19 protein-coding genes are annotated in these 20,435 nt (G+C 68.7%); 7 read left to right on the top strand and 12 right to left on the bottom strand.

The features are described 5' to 3' along the window. The first annotated feature begins 58 nt into the window (after positions 1 to 58). The gene (locus ACWGCN_RS19270) at positions 59 to 709 is read left to right on the top strand and encodes a nitroreductase family protein (protein WP_379317119.1); all 651 of its coding nucleotides are present in this window, start codon (positions 59 to 61) and stop codon (positions 707 to 709) included. A 58-nt stretch (positions 710 to 767) separates the two neighbouring features. Here the strand turns inward: ACWGCN_RS19270 and ACWGCN_RS19265 are convergent, their stop codons facing one another. From ACWGCN_RS19265 to rfbD, 3 genes are read right to left on the bottom strand one after another with little or no spacing between them, the layout of a single operon-like run. Then, positions 768 to 1,847: a mannose-1-phosphate guanylyltransferase gene (locus ACWGCN_RS19265; RefSeq protein WP_378993504.1), complete on the bottom strand. Its 1,080-nt coding sequence runs from the start codon at positions 1,845 to 1,847 to the stop codon at positions 768 to 770. A gap of 35 nt (positions 1,848 to 1,882) precedes the next feature. Further along, entirely contained in the window at positions 1,883 to 2,788 is a 906-nt protein-coding gene (locus tag ACWGCN_RS19260; RefSeq protein ID WP_379317961.1) for a glycosyltransferase family 2 protein, read from the bottom strand. An 11-nt stretch (positions 2,789 to 2,799) separates the two neighbouring features. Continuing rightward, positions 2,800 to 3,651: a dTDP-4-dehydrorhamnose reductase gene (rfbD, locus tag ACWGCN_RS19255; RefSeq protein WP_452457711.1), complete on the bottom strand. Its 852-nt coding sequence runs from the start codon at positions 3,649 to 3,651 to the stop codon at positions 2,800 to 2,802. A 226-nt stretch (positions 3,652 to 3,877) separates the two neighbouring features. On the opposite strand from rfbD, the gene ACWGCN_RS19250 reads away from it, so the two are divergent. The 3 genes from ACWGCN_RS19250 (at position 3,878) to ACWGCN_RS19240 (ending at position 7,448) form a co-directional block, all read left to right on the top strand. Next, complete coding sequence (locus ACWGCN_RS19250) at positions 3,878 to 5,299, top strand: LCP family protein (RefSeq protein ID WP_378993568.1); 1,422 nt, start codon at positions 3,878 to 3,880, stop codon at positions 5,297 to 5,299. A 3-nt stretch (positions 5,300 to 5,302) separates the two neighbouring features. Then, positions 5,303 to 6,016, top strand: coding sequence for a TIGR03089 family protein (locus tag ACWGCN_RS19245; protein ID WP_379317333.1), 714 nt, complete (start codon positions 5,303 to 5,305; stop codon positions 6,014 to 6,016). Positions 6,017 to 6,119: 103 nt separating this feature from the next. Beyond that, the gene (locus ACWGCN_RS19240; RefSeq protein ID WP_452457716.1) at positions 6,120 to 7,448 is read left to right on the top strand and encodes a cytochrome P450; all 1,329 of its coding nucleotides are present in this window, start codon (positions 6,120 to 6,122) and stop codon (positions 7,446 to 7,448) included. A 69-nt stretch (positions 7,449 to 7,517) separates the two neighbouring features. Here ACWGCN_RS19240 and ACWGCN_RS19235 read toward each other — a convergent pair whose 3' ends face one another. Together ACWGCN_RS19235 and ACWGCN_RS19230 are read right to left on the bottom strand one after the other, a co-directional pair. Then, entirely contained in the window at positions 7,518 to 8,216 is a 699-nt protein-coding gene (locus tag ACWGCN_RS19235; RefSeq protein ID WP_378993508.1) for a response regulator, read from the bottom strand. Further along, entirely contained in the window at positions 8,213 to 9,766 is a 1,554-nt protein-coding gene (locus ACWGCN_RS19230) for an ATP-binding protein (RefSeq protein ID WP_452457712.1), read from the bottom strand. The genes ACWGCN_RS19235 and ACWGCN_RS19230 overlap by 4 nt, the downstream gene beginning before the upstream one ends. 98 nt (positions 9,767 to 9,864) lie before the next feature. On the opposite strand from ACWGCN_RS19230, the gene ACWGCN_RS19225 reads away from it, so the two are divergent. Beyond that, positions 9,865 to 11,229: a cation:dicarboxylate symporter family transporter gene (locus ACWGCN_RS19225; protein WP_452457713.1), complete on the top strand. Its 1,365-nt coding sequence runs from the start codon at positions 9,865 to 9,867 to the stop codon at positions 11,227 to 11,229. A gap of 72 nt (positions 11,230 to 11,301) precedes the next feature. On the opposite strand, the gene ACWGCN_RS19220 is transcribed toward ACWGCN_RS19225, so the two are convergent. Both ACWGCN_RS19220 and ACWGCN_RS19215 read right to left on the bottom strand, forming a co-directional pair. Next, positions 11,302 to 11,520, bottom strand: a complete 219-nt coding sequence (locus ACWGCN_RS19220) for a DUF4287 domain-containing protein (protein WP_378993511.1) — start codon at positions 11,518 to 11,520, stop codon at positions 11,302 to 11,304. A gap of 73 nt (positions 11,521 to 11,593) precedes the next feature. Further along, a complete protein-coding gene (locus tag ACWGCN_RS19215) occupies positions 11,594 to 12,010 on the bottom strand; it encodes a DUF4267 domain-containing protein (protein ID WP_378993512.1) in 417 nt (138 codons plus the stop codon). 109 nt (positions 12,011 to 12,119) lie between these two features. On the opposite strand from ACWGCN_RS19215, the gene ACWGCN_RS19210 reads away from it, so the two are divergent. Both ACWGCN_RS19210 and ACWGCN_RS19205 read left to right on the top strand, forming a co-directional pair. After that, the gene (locus ACWGCN_RS19210) at positions 12,120 to 12,707 is read left to right on the top strand and encodes a TetR/AcrR family transcriptional regulator (protein WP_452459214.1); all 588 of its coding nucleotides are present in this window, start codon (positions 12,120 to 12,122) and stop codon (positions 12,705 to 12,707) included. 123 nt (positions 12,708 to 12,830) lie between these two features. Beyond that, positions 12,831 to 14,300, top strand: coding sequence for a phytoene desaturase family protein (locus ACWGCN_RS19205; protein ID WP_452459213.1), 1,470 nt, complete (start codon positions 12,831 to 12,833; stop codon positions 14,298 to 14,300). Here the strand turns inward: ACWGCN_RS19205 and ACWGCN_RS19200 are convergent. From ACWGCN_RS19200 to ACWGCN_RS19180, 5 genes are all read right to left on the bottom strand, one after another. Beyond that, positions 14,291 to 15,244: a cation diffusion facilitator family transporter gene (locus tag ACWGCN_RS19200; protein ID WP_378993514.1), complete on the bottom strand. Its 954-nt coding sequence runs from the start codon at positions 15,242 to 15,244 to the stop codon at positions 14,291 to 14,293. The two genes, ACWGCN_RS19205 and ACWGCN_RS19200, sit on opposite strands and share 10 nt — an antisense overlap. A 169-nt stretch (positions 15,245 to 15,413) precedes the next feature. Further along, the gene (locus ACWGCN_RS19195; protein ID WP_452452745.1) at positions 15,414 to 16,328 is read right to left on the bottom strand and encodes a cation diffusion facilitator family transporter; all 915 of its coding nucleotides are present in this window, start codon (positions 16,326 to 16,328) and stop codon (positions 15,414 to 15,416) included. Positions 16,329 to 16,433: 105 nt separating this feature from the next. Continuing rightward, positions 16,434 to 17,651 carry a mannose-6-phosphate isomerase, class I gene (gene manA / locus ACWGCN_RS19190; protein ID WP_452459212.1) on the bottom strand — a complete coding sequence of 406 codons (1,218 nt, stop codon included), beginning with the start codon at positions 17,649 to 17,651 and terminating at the stop codon, positions 16,434 to 16,436. After that, the gene (locus ACWGCN_RS19185) at positions 17,651 to 18,871 is read right to left on the bottom strand and encodes a tobH protein (RefSeq protein ID WP_449963896.1); all 1,221 of its coding nucleotides are present in this window, start codon (positions 18,869 to 18,871) and stop codon (positions 17,651 to 17,653) included. Before ACWGCN_RS19185 ends, manA begins: the two co-directional genes overlap by 1 nt. 136 nt (positions 18,872 to 19,007) lie before the next feature. Beyond that, entirely contained in the window at positions 19,008 to 20,387 is a 1,380-nt protein-coding gene (locus ACWGCN_RS19180; RefSeq protein WP_452459211.1) for a phosphomannomutase/phosphoglucomutase, read from the bottom strand. Positions 20,388 to 20,435: the final 48 nt, after the last annotated feature.

Raw genomic sequence — 20,435 nt, 5'->3', positions numbered from 1 at the left:
GTAACGCACTATTTAGTGCCTACTTCCCAATGGAGAGTGACTCTCTGATAGTGGGTGCATGACATCGAAAACTCTGTCGGTCGCCGAAGCGATCCGCACCCGACGCACCGTCCGCCACTACCGCCCGGATCCGGTTTCGACGACCGATCTCGAGGTGCTGCTCGATCTCGCCATCGAGGCGCCCACCAGCTGGAACTTGCAGGATCGCGCCATCGTCGCCATCACGAGCGAGGCAGGTCGGGCCGGTCTGGCCTGGGCGACCGGTGACCAGCCCCAATCGCGGGAGGCGCCACTGATGCTGGTGTTCGTCGCCGAACCGGAGTCCTGGCGCGCGGACCATCGCGACGTCTACGACCAGGCTCGCGGCAACGGCGCGTGGACCGAGGAGTTCATCGAGATGTTCGCCTCGGCGTCACACGAGTTCCAGACCGATCTCGCGCGGCGCGGGCTACTGCGTGAATACGCGGTCAAGGACGCCATGATCGCGGCGACCTACGTGATGCTGGCGGCCACCGAGCTGGGGCTGGCCACCGCACCGATGAACGGCTGGGACGAAGCGAAGGTGAAGAAGACGATCGGGATCGGCGACCGTGACGATCTCGCGATCGCGCTGCTGCTGGCGGTCGGTCATCCGGCCGAGCGACGCGAGCATCCGGGCCGCCGGGCCAGGGAGCGCAATGTCTTCCGTGAGGCGTATGGGCTCGCGTGAACAGCACGACGCCGGGTCGCCGGCCGAGGGAATCGGCGGTGACCCGGCGTCGCGAGGATCAGACGTCGGTGGAGAAGCGGATGCCGCCGTCGGGGATGACCACGCCGGGCCACACCCGGGCGCCACGCAGGAGCTCGCAGCGGGCGCCGACATGGGCGCCGTCACCGATCACACCGTCGCGAACCAGTGCGCGGGGGCCGATGCGGGCACCGAAGCCGATGATCGAGCGTTCGACGGTAGCGCCCGCCTCGACCACCGCGCCGTCGAAGATCACCGCGCCGTCCAGTCGCGCACCCGCGCCGATTTCCGCGCCGCGCCCGACCACGGTCCCGCCGATCAGCAGCGCGCCCGGTGCCACACCCGCGCCGGGGTGGACAAGAGACTCGCCACGCTGGCCGGGCAGAGCGGGGGAGGGAGCGATGCCGCGGACCAGGTCCGCGGAGCCGCGCACGAAGTCCTCCGGGGTGCCCATATCGCGCCAGTAGGAGGCGTCGACGTGGCCCTGGACACGGGCGCCCTCGGCCAGGAGCGCGGGGAAGACCTCGCGTTCCACCGAGACCGGGCGACCCGTCGGGATCTTCTCGATGTACTCGCGGCGGAACACGTAGCAACCCGCGTTGATCTGGTCGGTCGGCGGATCCTGGGTCTTCTCCAGGAACGCGGTGACCCGGCCGTCGTCGTCGGTCGGCACGCAACCGAAGGCGCGCGGGTCGCTGACGCGGACCAGGTGCAGGGTGACGTCGGCGTTGGTCGACTCGTGGGTGTCGAGGATCGCACCGAGATCGGTGCCGCCGAGAACGTCGCCGTTGAACACCATCACGTTGTCCGCGCGCAGCTTGGGCAGCACATTGCGGATACCGCCGCCGGTGCCGAGCGGTTCGGTCTCGGTCACGTACTCCAGGTCCAGGCCCAGCTCCGAGCCGTCACCGAAGTGCTCTTCGAAGACCTCGGCCTTGAAGGACGTACCGAGCACCACGTGGGTGATCCCGGCTTCGGCGATCCTGGCCAGCAGGTGGGTCAAGAACGGCAGCCCGGCCGTCGGCAGCATGGGCTTGGGCGCCGAGAGGGTGAGCGGACGCAGCCGCGTGCCCTGTCCGCCGACGAGGATGACCGCGTCGGTGCCTGCATTGCCTGCCATCGAGTTTCCCCTGTTCACAGTGGACCGGTACCTACTCAGGCTCCGGTTCGCGCTTGCTCACGCAGCGCCGATCGAACCGCAATCTTGGAGCGAACCGCAAGTCCGGCCCGCAACGCGCCCCGCAACGGTGCCTGCCACCAGTGCGGATGCCGGTCCGCCTGGAAGCGGTAGGCGCTGGCGTGGTGGGCGGGCAGCATCAATTCGGGATGCTTGCCCGCGGCATGACCCTTGGCGTGGGTCACCTCGGCGTCCGGGACGAATACATTGTGCCAGCCCGCCTTGCCCATGCGGTCACCGAAGTCCACGTCCTCCATGTACATGAAGTAGCGCGAGTCGAAACCGTCGATGGTGTCGAAGGCGGCGCGGCGCACCAGCAGGCAGGAGCCGGACAGCCAGCCGACCACCCGCTCGGAGATCTGCTCGTTCTCCTGGCGGTAGCGCACCGACCAGGGGTTCTTCGGCCAGACCGAGCCCAGGATCGCGTGCCCGGCGCCATCGGCGAGGCCGGGGACCCGGCGTGCGGACGGGTAGATGCTGCCGTCGGGCTCACGAACCATCGGCCCGATCGCGCCCGCCCGCGGCCAGCGTGCGGCGGCTTCGAGCATCTTGTCGATGGAGTCGACGCCCCAGCGGATGTCCGGGTTGGCCAGGATGACGAATTCGATGGACGGATCGATCTCGGCGACGGCCCGGTTGATGGCGCCGCCGTAGCCGATATTGCCGCCGGTGTGCAGCAGCGTCACGTGCGAGTTGGCCTCGGCGACGAGTTCGGGGACGCCGTCGGTCGAGCCGTTGTCGGCCAGGATCACCTGCGGCTTCTCGCTGGTCGCGTCGGCGAGAGTGGTGATGAAGTGCTCGAGGTGCTCACCCGGTGAATAGGTCACCGTGACCACGGCAAGGCCGGCGGTGGCTGGAGAATCGGCTGCGTCTGCTGCGTTCACGACTGCGGAGCCTAGTCGGACAACCGGCGCAGTGTGTCGGTGACTGCGATACGCCAGGGGCGCAGCGGGGTGAGGCCCGCCGCGTTCCAGGCGGCGGGGGACAGCACCGAATACGCCGGGCGCGGTGCGGGTCTGGGGAATTCGCTGGACGCGCACGGCAGTACCCGGTTCGGGTCGGCGCCCAGGTCGGTGAAGACCGCCGCGGCGAGGTCGAACCAGGTGGCGGTGCCGGAATTGGTGGCGTGCAGCACACGGGGGGCGTCGGGGCGGGTGCTCAATTCGAGCAGGCCCGCGGCGAGATCGGCGGCGCTGGTGGGAGAGCCGAGCTGGTCGTTCACCACGGTGACGGTGTCGCGTTCGGCCTCCAGCCTGCGCATCGTCGCGACGAAATCCCCCTCGACACCGGAATAGACCCAGGCGGTGCGCACGACCTGGGCGCCCAGCGCGAGCACCGCCTGCTCACCGGCGAGCTTGGATCGGCCGTAGACGGTGTCCGGTCCGGTGGGGTCGTCGGGTTCGTACGGAGTGCGCGCGGTCCCGGGGAAGACATAGTCGGTGGACACGTGGATCAGCCGCGCGCCCGCCGCGGCGCAGGCGGCGGCCAGGACGCCCGGTCCGGTCGTGTTGGCGGCGAAGGCGGCGTCGACGTCGGTTTCGGCGGCGTCGACGGCGGTGTAGGCCGCGCAGTTGATCAGTACGGCCCCCGGGGTGAGGACGGCGTCGACGGCGGCGCGGTCGGTGATGTCGAGTTCGGCCCGCCCGAAGCCGCGCGCCTCGGGTGCCAGGCGCAGGATCTGTCGTCCCAGCAGACCATGTGCGCCGGTTACGATCAGGTGAGCGGGGGCGGGGAAATCGACGTTCACGCGGCCAGTCTGGCACGCCGGGGCACGTGCGGTTGGGCCCGAGTGTGGTAACTGTTGGTTAGCCTGTGATGGCCGGTGTCCTCGGACGAGCCCGGGTTAACGACAAAGGCGGAGTTTGCCGGGGGAAGAGCGGGCCGGGCGCGGAGTTCGTCGAGAGGATGCACGAGTGCGAGAGTCGACAAGACCGGTCAGCGCGCCTGCGGGCACCTTCGGTCCGGCCAAACTGATGGTGGCGATTTCGGCGGTGCTGGTGCTGGCACTCACCGGATTCGCCTGGCGCAGTGTCGATAACCTGATCGCCAACATCGACCGGATCGGCGGCCTCGGCCTCGGCGGTGAGCGCGACGGCGCTGTCGACATCCTGCTCGTCGGCGTCGACAGCCGCACCGACGCACACGGCAACCCGCTTACCAACGCCGAACGCGCGATGCTGCACGCGGGCGACGAGGTGGGCACCAACACCGACACCATCGTGCTGATCCGCGTGCCCAACGACGGCCGCTCGGCTACCGCGATCTCCATCCCGCGCGACTCCTACGTCGATGTCGGCGGCCAGGGCAAGGCCAAGATCAACTCCGCGTACGGCTCGACCAAGGAGACCGAACGCGCCGAACTGCTCGCCGACGGCAAGTCTGAGGCCGAGGCCGAACGTGAATCGACCAAGGCGGGCAGGCAGGCGCTGATCAAATCGGTCGCGACCTTGACCGGCATCACCGTCGATCACTACGCCGAGGTGAGCCTGCTCGGCTTCGTGCTGCTCACCGACTCGGTGGGCGGTGTCGAGGTGTGCCTGAACCAGGCGGTGGACGAACCGATGTCGGGCGCGGACTTCCCGGCCGGGCGTCAGCGGCTGGACGGTCAGGAGGCATTGAGTTTCGTGCGCCAGCGCCACGATCTCGAACGCGGTGACATCGACCGGATCGTGCGTCAGCAGGTGTTCATGGCGCAATTGGTCGGCCAGCTGCTCAACGCCAAGACCCTGGCCAATCCGGGCAAGCTCAGCGAGATCAGCGAGGCGGTCGGGCGCACCGTCGTGCTCGACGACGACTGGGACGTGCTGGCCTTCCTGCAGCAGCTCAAGGACCTGTCCGGCGGCAAGGTGGAATTCGAGACCATTCCCGTCTCCGACCTCAACAGCATGACCTCGGCCGGAGAGTCGGTGGTGAAGGTCGACCCGAAGACGGTGCAGAGGTTCGTCGCGGGTCTGGTGGGGGAGGAGAAGAAGGAAGAGGAAGACACCGCTCCGAAGATCGATACCTCGACCGTGACGGTGAACGTGCTCAACGCGGGCGGCGCCACCGGACTCGCGGGCAAGGTGTCCACGGCCCTGACGGGCAAGGGCTTCCGGGAAGGCACGGTCGGCAACTACACCGGCGGCAGCGTGAGCTCGAGCCGCGTGCTGGCCGCCGACGCCGACGACCCGAAGGCGGCGGCGGTCGCGCAGGCGCTGGGTGGCTTGACGGTGGTCGCCGACAAGACGGTGTCGGCGGATACAGTGAGCGTGGTGTTGGCGAGCGACTATTCTGGTCCCGGCTCGGCCGCGGCAGGCATGTTCGATCTCGACGCGACATCCTCCGCGACCGCGACACCGATACCGCCCGCCCCGCCGATCGACGCAGGCCAGAACGGACCGAAATGTGTGAATTGACCCATGCGTGAGCCGAATTCGACCCTGACCGACGCCCTCCTCGACCCCATTCTCGAACGTGATCCCGCCGGACCGCGCGTCACCTGGTACGACGACGCCACCGGTGCGCGGATCGAACTGTCCGGGCTGACCCTGGCCAACTGGGCCGCCAAGACCGCGAACCTGATCCGCGACGAATTCGCGCTCACCCCGGGCGCCAGGGTCGCGGTGCTGTTGCCCGCGCACTGGCAGACCGCCGCTGTGCTGCTCGGTTGCTGGTGGGCCGGCACCGAGGTGGTGCTCACGCCCGATCCCGACGCCGACCTCGCGCTGGTCACGCCCGACCGGCTCGACGACGCCGACGGTGTCGACGAGGTGGCGGTGCTGTCGCTGGACGCCATGGGGACGCCGGTGCGCGACCTGCCGGTCGGAGTCACCGACTTCGCGACCGCGGTGCGCGTGCACGGCGATCAGTTCCTGCCCGGTGGATTTCGGGCCGCGCTCGACGGCCTCTCGGTGCCGGAAGTGCTGACGATGGCCCGGAAATCTGCTGCGCTGCAAGATTTTTCCGCTGGCGACCGAGTGCTGTCGAGTACGCCGTGGGAGACGGTGGAAGAGCTGATCGACGGCTTCGTCGCGGTGTTGTTCGCCGGGGCCTCGCTGGTGCAGGTCGTCAATCCCGATCCCGCCGGTGTCGAACATCGGGTCGTCACCGAGAAGGTGACCGTCCGGCGCTGACTCCTACCCAGGTATAGGTTCGGGTCCACCTGGGGGACGTGTCGCGTGTCACACCCCGTCCGTACTGTGGAAGCAAGACTTCGGCAGAGTGGCAGGGGTGGCGATGATTGCGAAATACTGGGTTCGATGGTCGGCCGAACACGGGGCGCCGCGCGCGATTCTTCGCTGGCAGGCGCGTCGCGGCGATCCGTTCTCGACGTTGCTCAGCGGTCAGCGGGGCCTGCACGATCCGTATCCACTGATCGATGAACTGCGTGGTCGCGGCGGATTGATCAAGACGTCGGTGTCCTATGCCACGTTCGATCACGCGCAGGTCCGAGCGATTCTGCGTGCCCCTGAATTCGGTGTGCGCCCTGCCCTCAACGCGGATCTGCCCGCCGCGTGGCGCAAGCTCGCCGGGGTGGTCACGGTGCCGCCCAACCCGGTCGAGCCGCCGTCGATGCTGGTCCTCGACCCGCCGGAGCACACCCGGATGCGCAAGCCGGTGGCGTCGGCGTTCACCCCGCGCGCTATCGCTCGGCTGCGCGAGCGCGTGGAGGTGGTCACCGCCGAACTGCTCGAGGCGATGCCCGCGAACGGCTCGGTCGACCTGATCACCGATTTCGCGGCCAGGGTGCCGATCGCGATCATCGCCGACATGCTCGGCTTCCCGCCCGCGGACCGCGAGATGTTTCTGCGCTGGGGCGACAAAGTGACCCCGTTGCTCGATCTCGGCACCTCATGGCGAACCTATCGGGCCGCGATGGCCGCGATCGAGACCATGGACGACTACCTGGCCGACCACATCGCCACGTTGCGTCGCGCACCGGGCGAGGACATCCTGTCCACCCTGGTCCGCTCGGGTGATCTGAGTCTGCGGGAACTGCAGGCGGGCGCGAGCCTGCTGATGGGCGCCGGTTTCGAGACGACGGTCAACCTGATCGGCAACGCGGTCGCCGCGCTGTCGGCCCATCCCGATCAGCTCGCCCTCGCCCAGGACGATCCCGAACGCTGGCCCGACGTGGTGGAGGAAACGCTGCGGTTCGATCCTCCCGTCCAGACCACCGCGCGCCAGACGCTCGAGGATGTCGATATCGATGGTGTGCGAGTGCGGGCGAACAGTACGGTGATCCTGTCGCTGGCCGGGGCCAACCGCGACCCGGCGGTCTTCCCCGACCCGCACCGCTTCGACATCGACCGCCGTAATGCCAAGGAGCACTTGGCATTCAGCAGCGGTGTGCACTCCTGCCTGGGTGCGAGCCTGGCCAGGATGGAAGCGGTCCACGCCCTGCGCGCGCTCTACACCCGCTACCCGAATCTGCGTTTGCGCGGCGAGCCGGTCCGTCGAAACCTGTTCACGCTGCACGGTTTCGAGCACATGCCGGTCGACCTGGGTCCGGTCGCGCGCATCTCGGCCCCCGATGACCTGGCGGATGCGTCCCGTCCGGCTTGAGTCCGGTGCTCACCGGCCGTCGGCCGGACTTTCGCGCCTGCCCGCACCGGGCGGAGCCCGGGCGCGCGGCTATGAGCTCGTACGCCAGCGGTAGCGGGTCTTCGGCCGGCCGGCCCTGCCGTAGTCGGCGCGACGCTCGGCCAATCCGTCGTCGGCGAGCTTCTCGAGATACCGCCATGCCGTGATCCGCGAAACGCCAACGGCCGCTGCGGCATCGGTGGCCGTGATGCCGGATTCGGCCGCGCGCACCGCGCGCGACACCTCTTCGAGGGTGTGCTGGACAACGCCTTTCGGCGCACCGGCCTTCTGGTCGGCGGTGCGCAGCGCACCGAGCGCGCGGTCGATGTCGTACTGCGACAGGGCCGCCTCACCCGCGGGCAGCGCGGTGTCGAAACCGCGGTAGCGTTCCAGCTTTTCCCGGAACGCGGCGAAGGTGAACGGCTTGAGCAGGTACAGCACCACGCCGTGCGCCACCGCGCTGCGCACCATGTTCAGCTCGCGCGCCGAGGTGATCGCGATGACATCGGGGCGCGGCTGGAGTCCGTTGAGCGCGGCGGCCACATCGAGGCCGCTGATGTCGGGTAGGCCGATGTCCATCAGCACCAGATGGAACGGATTGCCGTCGGCGATCGCCTCGGCCGCCACCCGCAGCGCGTCGCGTCCGGTGTGGACGACCCCACCGGTGACGAAACCGTCGAGCCGTTCGAGATAGGCCCGATGTGCCTGGGCGATCAACGGCTCGTCCTCGACGATCAGGACGCGGATCATGGTGTCTCCCTCAGCGGAATGCGAACGATGACCGCGCTGTGTGGTGCGGCCGTGGTGGTGATGGTGCCGCGATGTCGATCGACGAGGCGGTGCACCAGCGCGAGGCCGAGGCCCGCGTGGTCGGATTTCGTGGTGTAGCCGCGTTCGGCGGCCCGCGAGAACATCTGGGCCGACATGCCGGGTCCGCTGTCGGACACCTGGACCCACAGCGCGCCGTCACGATGGCACACCGACACCTCGACGCGCTTGTCGACGGTGCCCGCCGCCGCGTCGATCGCGTTGTCGATCAGGTTGCCCGCCAGGGTGACGGTCTCGTGCGCGGACAGCGGATCGGTGGAGTCCAGTGCGGTGTCCTCGCTGATCGCCAGGCTCACGCCACGTTCGGCGGCCTGGTCGACCTTGCCGAGCAGCAGCGCGGCCAGCGCCGCGTCGCCGACGGCGGCCAGCAGCCGGTCGATCAGCACCTGCGAGAGCTGGAGTTCCGCGGTCGCGAAGGCCACCGCTTCCTCGGGGCGGCCCAGCTCGACCATCGTCACCACGGTGTGCAGCCGGTTGGCCGCCTCGTGCGCCTGCGCGCGCAGCGATTCGGCGAAGCCGCGCACCGAGTCGAGTTCGCCGAGCACCGTGCGCAGCTCGGTCTGATCGCGGATGGTGAGCACGGTGCCGATATCGCGGCCCTCCCAGCTCACCAGGTCCTGGTTCACCAGCAGGATGCGGTCGGTGGTCACGTGCGTCTCGTCGCGCACCACGCCCCCGCTCATCTGCTGCAGCGAGACCGGCAGGTCGCTGCGCAGGACCGGACCGTTGGGCAGGTCGAGCAGCGTGCGCGCCTGATCGTTGACCACCTCCGCGGCCTCGGATTGGTCACCGAACACCACCAGGCCCTCGTGGACGGAGTGCAGTACCGCGTCGTGGTGCTCGTAGAGCGCGCGTAGTTCGTCGGGGGCCAGACCGTGGGTCTGGCGGCGCAGCCTGCGGCTGATCAGAAACGACGACAGCGCGGCCAGCGCGAGACCCATCGCGGCGACGCCGAGGATCAGTGGCAGCTGGGAGGCGACCTGGGTGCTGATCTTGGCTCGGGTGACACCGGCCGAGACCAGCGCGACCACCCGGCCGTTGTCGTAGACCGGGGTGACCGCGCGGATCGAGGGGCCGAGGGTGCCGGTGAAGGTCTCGGTGAGGGTCTGGCCTGCCAGGGCGCCGTCGATGCTGCCGACGAACGGCTTGCCGATCAGGTCGGGGTTGGTGTGGGTGTAGCGGGTGCGGTCCGGGGCCATCACGACGATGAAGTCCATGCCGGTGGCCGCTCTGATCCGCTCGGTGGTCGGTTGCAGCAGTCCGCTCGGGTAGGGCGAGTTCACCGCGGCCAAGGTCGACGGCGACCGCGCCACCGTGACCGAGACATCTCTGACCTGCATCTCCGCGGCCAGGTCATGGTCGCGCCGGGCATCGAGCACGGCCAGGATCGTGCCGATGGCGATCAGCAGCGCCAGCACCACCAGCTGCCATACGAAGGCCTGTCCCGCGAGCGACAGTCGTCCTCGTCGCACCTCTTGCCTCCGACCTGGATTTCTCGAACGTTATGCGCAGATATGAAACTTATGGACCAAAGTGACGGCCGTCACAATAGTTGCTCATGCTCGTCGGCATGAGTGATACCACCGCAGCGCGGAAACGCGACCATACCCACTGGCTGTACATCGCGGTGATCATCGCCGTCGTGGCCGGCGTCGTTGTCGGCCGGGTGGCCCCGGAATTCGGTCAGTCACTCGCGCCGCTGGGCACCGTGTTCGTGAACCTGATCAAGATGATGATCGCACCTGTCATCTTCTGCACGATCGTCCTGGGCATCGGTTCGGTGCGCGCGGCTGCCACCGTCGGCAAGGTGGGTGGGCTGGCCATCGGCTATTTCCTCGCGATGTCGACGGTCGCGCTCGGCATCGGGCTCGTGGTCGGCAACCTCATCGACCCGGGCGAGGGCCTGAACGTCGGCGCCACCGGAGCGGGCGCGAAATACGCCGATCAGGCGCACAGCGCGGGCGGTACCTGGGACTTCATCCAGAACATCGTGCCGACCACGCTCGTGTCCTCGCTCACCGCGGGCAGCGTGCTGCAGGCGCTGTTCGTCGCGCTGCTGGTCGGGTTCGCCGTGCAGGCGATGGGCGAGGCGGGCGCGCCGATCCTGCGCGCGGTCTCGCTGGGCCAGAAGCTGGTGTTCCGGATCCTGTCGATGATCCTGTGGCTGGCGCCGATCGGCGCGTTCGGCGCGATCGCGAACGTGGTCGGCCGCACCGGCTGGTCGGCGGTGGTGCAGCTGGCGACGCTGATGATCGCGTTCTATCTGACGTGCCTGGTGTTCGTGTTCGGTGTGCTCGGCGTGATCCTGCGGATGGTCTCGGGCGTCTCGATCCTGAAGCTGTGCCGCTACCTGTCGCGTGAGTACCTGCTGATCGTGGCGACCTCGTCGTCGGAGTCGGCGCTGCCGCGCCTGATCGCGAAGATGGAACACGCGGGGGTGGAGCGCACCACCGTGGGTGTTGTCGTCCCGACCGGGTATTCGTTCAACCTCGACGGCACCGCCATCTACCTGACGATGGCCTCGATCTTCATCGCCGATGCCATGGGCAAGCCGCTCGAGCTCGGTGAGCAGTTCGGCCTGCTGCTGTTCATGATCATCGCGTCCAAGGGCGCCGCGGGCGTCACCGGCGCCGGCCTGGCCACCCTCGCCGGTGGCCTGCAGAGCCATCGTCCCGACCTGCTCGACGGCGTCGGCCTGATTGTCGGCATCGATCGTTTCATGTCGGAAGCCCGTGCGCTGACCAACTTCTCGGGCAATGCGGTGGCCACCCTGCTCATCGGCACCTGGACCAAGACCGTCGACGCCGACCGGACCCGGCGTGTGCTCGATCGTGAGCTGCCCTTCGACGAGGAGACGATGGTCGACGACCACGTCGACGACCATCGCGTCGACATCACGAAACCTGTTCCGGCCCAGGTGGTCGACGCGCAGTGAGACAGCCGAAAGGCCCCGCGACGAGATCGCGGGGCCTTTCGGCGGTGTCGGATCGTTCAGTTCCTGCACCGGCTAGATTCGGGACCACTTGCCGGGGTTGAGGTGGAACTGCACCAGGGCGGTGGCATGACCGTGGCCGAGGCCGTGCTCGGACTTCAGCCAGGTGACCAGGGCGGTGTGCCCGGTCGGCTCGGCCGCGTCGAGCAGGGCGAACCACTCGTCGACGGTGCGCCCGTACTTGGTCTCGATGGTGGGAAAGTAGGACGCGGGGCCGTGCGGCGCGTTCGCCATGGTGGTTCCTCCTCGGCAGGTGATCGTTATCGGTGGAGACGGTGCGGCGGTGCGGAATTCATCGCTGCCGGGGTCATGCCGCGACGAGTGCGTGATCGGTGGTGGTCGAGCGGCGTTCGCGGATCAGCAGCACGCCGGCGAGCGCGACGAGTACGGCGGTGAAGCCGTGGACGCCGAACGCGGTGGCGGTGGAGCCGTGCCAGCTCAGGACGGTGGCCATGTCCCCGAACGGGGTGAGCGAGGTGGCCAGCATGGCGACGCCGAGCGCGAAGCGCTGTTTGGTGGCCAGCAAGCCGAGGATCACCAGGCCGCTCACCACGTCGCGGACGCCCTTGAGGTTCAGGAAGGCCACCGCGTCGCCCTTGGGTACGGCGGGGAGGCCGAAGCCTGCGGCCGTCATCTCCGGGGCGATGAGGTAGTTGATGCCGACATAGATGATGAACAGGCCGCCGAGCAGGGAGAGGGCGGTGGCGATGCGCGAGGTGGTCATGAGGTGCTCCTGAATCTTGTTGCTTGCTCTGAAATCTAGCGGCGCTAGGTGTTGAGAGAACAATAACCTGATCCTCGCTATCTTGTCTAGCGTTGCTAGAATATCGAGCATGAGCACTCAGCAGCGCAAGGAACGCGAACGCGCCGAACGGCATCAGCGAATCATCGACACCGCGCGCGAGATGGCCGAAGCGGAAGGCTGGGACGCGGTCACCATCCGCAAACTGGCCGACCGCATCGAATACAGCCAGCCCGTGCTCTACAGCCATTTCGCGAACAAGGCGGCCATCGTCGGCGCCGTCGCCCTGCAGGGCTGCGTCGAGCTCGCCGAGCAACTGAAGCAGGCCCGCGAGGCGGCGACCACCCATTCCGAGGTGATCGCCAACGTCGCGCGCGCCTACCTCGACTTCGCCACCGCCAACCCGGCCCGCTACGACGCCATCTTCCAGCAGAAGACCGACCTCAACTTCGGCCTCGACGCCCCGCAGCCCCTGCGCGACGCCTTCGCGGGCCTGGAAGCGATGTTCTCCCCGTATGCGGAGGGCGACGATCTCGGTGCCCGCACCGAAGTGGCCTGGGCCTCACTGCACGGCCTGGCCACCCTCGACCGAGGTGGACGGCTACGCCCCGAACTGCGGGAACGACGCCTCACCCTGCTGGTCGACGGGACCAGCGAGGCGACAGGCGATCCGGCCTGAGCGAGGCGACGGCGCGTCGAACCGGCTGGGTGACCCAGCGCACCTGGACGGGCTCGTCGCTCCGCGTAGGTTGGAGGCAACGACGCAGGTCGGCAGAGCGGGGCGAGGGCGAAGGGACGGCGGATGGCGGAAGTCGTAGTAGTGGGGTCGGGGCCGAACGGTCTTGCCGCGGCCGTGATCGCCGCTCGCGCCGGGTTGTCGGTGCGAGTCCTCGAAGCGCAGGAGCAGGCGGGCGGCGGTTCGCGCACGGCCGAGCTGACCCTGCCCGGATTCCATCACGACATCTGTGCGGGCGCGCATCCGATGGCATTGGCATCACCGTTCTTTCGGGCTTTCGACCTCGAGGCGCACGGTGTCGACCTGCTCACCCCGACCGTCTCCTACGCGCACCCCCTCGACGGCGGGATCGCCGGATTGGCGTGGCGCAACATCGAATCCACCGTCGCCGACCTCGGCCGTGACGGTCGCCCATGGCGCGACCTGTTCGCGCCGCTGGTCGAGCACTGGCCCGATGTCGTCGACCTGGCCATGTCGGATCTGCGGCACCCGCCCCTGCGCGTCGGCACCGGCATCAAGTTCGCGACCCGTCTGCTCGAACAGGCGTCCCCGCTGTCGGACAGCCGTTTCAGCGGTGACGTCGCGCCCGCGATGTTCAGCGGGGTGGCCGCCCACGCCATCACCTCACCGCGCGCCTTCCCCGCCGTGGGCGCGGCACTGCTGCTCGGCACTCTCGCGCACGCGGGTGGCTGGGTGATCCCGCGCGGTGGCAGCCAAGCCATCCCGAACGCGATGATCGCCGAGATCGAACGTCTCGGTGGCGAGGTACGCACCGGGCACCGGGTCGACGATTTCGCCGAACTCGCCGCCGCGCGCACGGTGCTGTTCGATACCTCGCCCGCCGAACTCCTTCGCATCGCCGGTGACCGTCTGCCCTCGCGATACCGCAACAGCCTCGGGCGTTTCCAGTACGGCAATGCCGCGTGCAAGGTCGACTTCGCCCTGTCGGGACCGGTGCCGTGGGCCGCCCCCGGCGCCGACCTGGCGGGCACCCTGCACCTGGTCGGCACCAGGGCGCAGGCGATGCACGCCGAACACCAGGTCGCCACCGGCACTTTCGCCGATCAGCCCTTCGTGCTGGCCATTCAGCCCGGCGTGGTCGACTCCACCCGGGCGCCGGAGGGGCAGCACACCCTCTATACCTACGCCCATGTCCCCAACGGCACCGATCGCGATATCAGCGATCAGGTGATCGACCAGGTCGAACGTTTCGCGCCCGGTTTCCGCGACCTGATCCTGGCGAAACACGTGACACCGGCGGCCTTCATGCCCGCGCACAACGCCAACTACATCGGCGGCGACATCTCGGCCGGTGCGATGACCACGCGTCAGACCCTGTTCCGGCCGCTCGCTCGCTGGAATCCTTACTCCACCCCGATTCCGGGCACCTACCTGTGCTCGTCATCGACTCCACCGGGTCCCGGTGTCCATGGGATGCCGGGCCTGCACGCGGCGCATCACATGCTGCGCAACCGATTCGGCATCGTCACCGACCCGCTCGACCTGTTGCGCGGCGAGGCGCCCGCCTACCGGTAGGGCTTCATCGGTGCGTCGTGGATCTTGTCGGGCTCGAACACATCGGGCTCGAGGTAGATCGTGCACGTATTCGGCACTGCGGCGTGAATGCGGTCGTCCGCGGCATCGATCACCTCGGCGACCTGGGTGATGTCGAGGCCCGCGTGCAGCGCGATCTTGGCGTTGATCAGCAGATCCTGGGGCCCGAGGTACTGCGTCTGCATCCGGATCACGCGCTCGATCCGCGGATCGGCCAGCAGCGCCGACCGAATCGCGGTGTCGTCCTTGGCCGTCGCGCCCTCACCGATCAGCAGACTCTTGGTCTCCACGATCAGGATCACCGCGTTCACGCCGAGCAGGATGCCGATGAACAGCGTGCCGACACCGTCCCACACCGGGTTGCCGGTGAGCACCGACAGACTCACCCCGGTCAGGGCGAACAGCAGGCCGATGATCGCGCCCGCGTCCTCGAGCAGCACCACGGGCAGTTCGGGATTGCGGGTGTGGCGGATGAAATACCACCACGAATTCTTGCCCTTCAGCGGCGCCGACTGCTTGCGCGCGGTACGGAAACTGGCGCTCTCCAGCACCAGCGACACCCCGAGGATCCCGATCGCCACCCAGGCCGACACGATCTGCTCCGGGAACCGGATCTTGTGGATCGCCTCGTTGATCGCGAACAGCGACCCCATCACGAACAGGACGAGCGCGACGACGAACGAATAGAAATACCGATTGCGCGAATACCCGAAGGGGTGCAGCGTATCCGCGGGCTGGTCGGCCCGATTGCGGCCGACCAGCAGCAGCGCCTCGTTCCCGGTATCGGCCACCGAGTGCACCGCCTCGGCCAGCATCGCCGACGAGCCGGTGATGAACGCGCCGATGAACTTCGCGACCATGATCCCCGCGTTCGCCCCGAGTGCGGCGAGGATCGCGATCTTGCTGTCTCCACCTTGCTCGGCCATATCGGAACGCTACCGCCGACACCGAGCCACGCACCGACCCCGGCACCGTGTCGTCGGCCCGGCGTTCTCGGCGCGCCTCCGCCTCTGGACTGAGCGGAGGGTGCGACGAAGGAGTGCCCGGAGGGAGGGAAGAGGCGGAGTCAAGCGCCGAGAACCGCGGCGCCAGCCGCTATTTAACCCTGTACAGGTCGGGTTCCAGGTAGATGAGGCGGGCGGTGGGGACTGCTGCGCGCACGCGCGTCTCGGCGGCGTCGATCGCTTCGGCGACATCGGCGATGTCCAGGTTCGGGGCGAGGGCGACCTTCGCGGCGACCAGCATCTCGTCCGGGCCGAGGTACTCGGTCTTGAGGTGGATCAGCGAGGTGATCCTGGTGCCGTCGACCAGGTTCTCGCGGATCGCCCGACCCTGTTCGGGGGTGGCGCCCTCACCGATGAGCAGGCTCTTCATCTCCACGATCAGCACGATCGCGATGATGCCGAGCAGGACACCGATCGACAGGGTGCCGATGCCGTCGAAGATCGGGTCGTCGGTGACCATGGTGAGCCCGACGCCACCGAGGGCGAGCACCAGACCGATCAACGCGCCGGTGTCCTCGAGCAGCACCACCGGCAGCTCGGGGCTGCGCGAGTTGCGGATGAACCGCCACCAGCTCGCGTTGCCCTTGAGCGGCTTGGATTCGCGCACCGCGGTGAGGAAGCTGAAGGTCTCGAGGCCGATCGCGATCACCAGGATGACGATCGCGACGATCGGCTGACTCAGCTCCTCGGGGTGCTGGATCTTGTGGATCCCTTCGTAGATCGCGTACACCGAGCCGAGGGTGAACAGCACCAGCGCCACGACGAACGAGTAGAAGTAGCGATTGCGGCCGTACCCGAACTGGTGCAGCTCGTCGGCATCCTTGGCGGCGGCACGCTGGCCGAACAGCAGCAGGCCCTGATTCGCGGTGTCGGCGACCGAGTGCACGCCCTCCGCCATCATCGAGGCCGAACCTGTGATGAACGCGCCGACGAACTTCGCCACCGCGATCCCCGCGTTGGCCGTCAACGCCGCGACGATCGCCTTCTTGCCACCACCAGCCGACATGCCGGCCCGCCCTTCTGTTCACTGAACACGACTCGCCACAGCCTAATCGGACACAGCGGCGAACCGGTCATCAGTCCCGTGCGGCACGGCCGCGGCGAAGGCGGTTCAGTTGTCGCCGACGCAGGCGCTGAACAGCTGGGCGGGGCCGCGCAGCGCGCGCGCCTTGATGTCGGTGTCGGTAGCGGAGATCCAGGCCGCGCTGCCACGTTCGACGATGAGCGTGTGCCCGTTCTCGGAGAGTTCGAGCGTGCCCGCCGTGCACAGCACGATGCCGGGGCCCGCGTCGGCGAGCACGACCGGCTCGTCGTCGGCGCTGAGGTCGAAACGGCACAGGGCGAATTCCGGTGCGGGCGTGCGGTATCGGATACCGCCGTCGCTACTGGGTTCGGGTTCGATCACCGGCAGGTCGATCGGCTCGAAGTCCAGCACCCGCAGCAGTTCTGGCACGTCGACGTGCTTGGGGGTGAGCCCACCACGCAACACGTTGTCGGAATTGGCCATGATCTCCACGCCGACCCCGCGCAGGTACGCGTGCAGATTGCCGGCCGCGAGGAACAGCGCCTGGCCGGGTTCCAGGGTCAGCCGGTTGAGCAGCAGCGCGGCGAGGACACCCGCGTCGCCGGGGTAGACCTCGGCCAGTTCGAGCGCGGTGCGCACCTCGGCGGTGAACTCGCGCGCGCCCTTGGCCGACAGGTAGTTCACACAGCCCTCGAGCACCGTGGGCAGCAGCTTCGACAGCACGGCGGGCGGCAGTGTGATCCAGGTGGTGAACAGGGTGCGCAGACCGGCCGAATCGGGCTGGGCGGCAAGCAGTTCGGCGTAGATGTTGAGGCCGGGAACATCCAGCGCGCGCAACAGGTCGACGGTGCGGTGCGGATCGCGGAACCCGGCCAGCGCTTCGAAACGTTCGAGTGCGACAACGAGTTCGGGCTTGTGGCTGTCGTCGCGGTAGTTGCGCAGCGGCGAATCCAGTGCCACGCCGGTGCGGTTCTCGCGTTCGAAACCGGTACGCGCCTGCGCCGAACTCGGGTGCGCCTGGAGCGAGAGCGGTTCCTCGGCGGCGAGGATCTTCAGCAGAAACGGCAGCCGGGCGCCGAAAGTGTCGGCCGCCGGTCCCAATTCACCCGCCGGGTCGGCCATGAGGACCTCGAGCAGTGAACGTGTGCCCGAGCCGGTCTGCACGTGCGCGGGATCGGCGGGGTGCGCGCCGAACCACAGTTCGGCTTCGGGATGGGCCGATGGCACCGGCCGTCCGCACAGCTGAGCGAGCGCGGTGCGCGACCCCCATGCGTAAGAACGCAGCGCACCAACGAGTTCCTGCACTAGTAGCGTCCCCCGTCGTATCGATCCGGTTCGGGCGCGGCGGCACCGCGCGCACCGGTGAGTCGAAGATAGGCCGCGGCCATGTCGAGCCGCAGCGCGAGCACAGCGAGTTGTTCGAGTTCACTGCCGTGTCCGCCCCCTGCGGCGGAATCGGCAGCGGTGCGTTCGATCGCGGGTGCGGCGCCGGGGTCGGCGAGCTGGGATTGCAGCACATCGACATCGGCATGGACCAGATCGGCGTCGACCAGGCCCGCGCCCGCGCCTTCGAAGACCGCGAGCTTGCGCCGGGCGGCGGCCTGATCGGGATGCACGCTCAAGGCCAGCACCCGGACCCGGTCGACCGGTGCGGGACCGTCGAGTTCCTCGTCATGGAACAGCGGATCGAAGCCGGGCGCGGTGCCGCCGGTGGCAGCGGCCAGGCGCCCGACCGCGGCGACGGCGTCGGCGAGATCGGCGGCCGAAGCCAACCGGCCCGCGGATTGCAGCAGCACTTCGGCGCCGTGACCGGCCAGCTCCACCGCGGCGGGCGAGTCGCCCGCGAGGACGACACCCACCCCGTGCATCCGCGCGGCGAGGGTCTTGGCCGGGTTGTGGAAGACCTCGTTGGTCGGGCCGTCGCGCAGCGCTTCGGCGTCGAGCATGTCGGCCAGCGCGGTGAGATCGGGCGTGGCCGGGCCGCTGCGCTGGGCGTCGACCCCACGCAGGACGGCGATGCCGACGGCGAGGAAACGCAGCAGCCGATTCTGGTCGAGAACGGGCACCCGTGGTTCGAGCACGATCGCGCGACCGGCGGCGACCGCGCGCAACGGACCCTCGTTGGGCGCGGCGATCACCACCTCGGCACTGCGGCGCAGCGCACGGTCGACGGCATCGATCAGCCGCGGGTCACCCGCGTCGTCGCCGGCCACCAGGACCACGTCCAGCGGACCGACCCACGGCGGCAGCGCGGTGACGGGCACGATCGGCAGCCCGGCCCGATCGCCGAGCGTGGCGACGAGCAGTCCGGCCGCGCGCGCGGCGCGACCCGATCCCGAGACCAGCACCAGGCTGCGTGGGCGCAGGTCGGAGAGCCGTTCGATGAGCGAGGTTTCGGCGACCGCCGCCGCGGTGGCCCGCACCTGGGCGCCGCCGGAGGCCGCCGAGCGCAGGGCGCCGCCGGTGTCGGCCGCCGCCAGTGACTCGGCATCGTCGAGGTCGAATACCGGTGTTCCAGCGATCATCGCCGAATCCACCTCCCCTCATCGCGCTGTGTCGTCTGTGACTCCACTATTCCAGCCGGGCACCGGCAATGCTCGTGATCTGCCGTCGCCGAATACCGGGCATGTGATTCCACGGGTACTGGTTTCATCTTCCCAGTCAGGCGCGGACGATGCTCAGGATCTCGGTCACGAGTGCGTTTACATCGTCGCGCGATCCGGCCTCGACATTGAGTCGAAGCAGCGGTTCGGTATTCGATGCGCGCAGGTTGAACCAGGCGTGGTTGCCCAGGTCGACCGTGACGCCGTCCATCCGGTCCACCGACTCGGTGCGGTCGGCGAACGCGGCGAGCACGGCGGCGGTGCGGTCGGCGGCGTCGGCGACGGTCGAGTTGATCTCGCCCGAGGCGGCGTACACGTCGTAGGCGGCCATCAGGTCCGAGACCGTCCGCTCGCCCTCACCGAGCGCGGCCAGCACGTGGAGCGCGGCCAGCATGCCCGAGTCGGCGCCCCAGAATTCGCGGAAGTAGTAGTGCGCGGAGTGCTCGCCACCGAACACCGCGCCGGTCGAGGCCATCTCCTGCTTGATGAACGAGTGGCCCACCCGCGTGCGCACCGGCTTGCCGCCCAGCTCCTCGACCAGTTCGGGCACCGCGCGCGAGGTGATCAGGTTGTGGATCACGGTCGCGCCCGGCTCCTTGGCCAGCTCACGCTGCGCCACGATCGCCGTGATCGCCGACGGCGACACGGGCTCGCCGCGCTCGTCGACGACGAAGCAACGATCGGCGTCGCCGTCGAAGGCCAGGCCGATGTCGGCGCCGCTGGAGCGCACCAGTGCCTGCAGGTCGACGAGGTTCTTCGGGTCGAGAGGGTTGGCCTCGTGGTTGGGGAACGAGCCGTCGAGTTCGAAGTACAGCGGCACGATCGTGATCGGGCCCAGGGTGCCGAGGACGGCGGGCACGGTGTGGCCGCCCATACCGTTACCGGCGTCGACCGCGATGGTGAGCGGGCGGATCTCGTCGAGGTTCACCAGTTCGCGCAGGTAGTCCGCGTAGTCGGCGAGCAGATCGGTGCTGGTGGCGGTGCCGGGCGCGCCGTCGTAGGCGGGCACGCCCTCGATCACCTCGGCCGCGATGGTCGCCAGCCCGGTGTCCTGCCCGACGGGCAGCGCGTTCGCGCGGCACAGCTTGATGCCGTTGTACTCGGCCGGGTTGTGACTGGCGGTGAACATGGCGCCGGGACAACCGAGCTTGCCCGAGGCGAAGTAGAGCTGGTCGGTGGAGGCCAGACCGATGTGCACCACATCGAGGCCCTGGGCCCGCACGCCCTGTGCGAACGCCTCGGACAGCGCGGGGGAGGACTCGCGCATGTCGTGGCCGATCACGACGCGGGTGGCGCCTCCTTCGCGCATCAGACGCGCGAAGGAAGCGCCGACATCGCCGACGAACGCCTCGTCGATCTGTTCGCCCACCACCCCGCGGACGTCATAAGCCTTGATCACGGCATTCACGAGTTCGCCAGAGCGCGCGAGGGTCGTCATGGGGCTAACCCTAGCGGGCTGCGCCGACTCTTCGGGATCCTGGCCGGA

The organism is Nocardia sp. NPDC055050, assembly GCF_053608345.1.
This window is presented reverse-complemented; position numbering and strand designations above follow the sequence as displayed.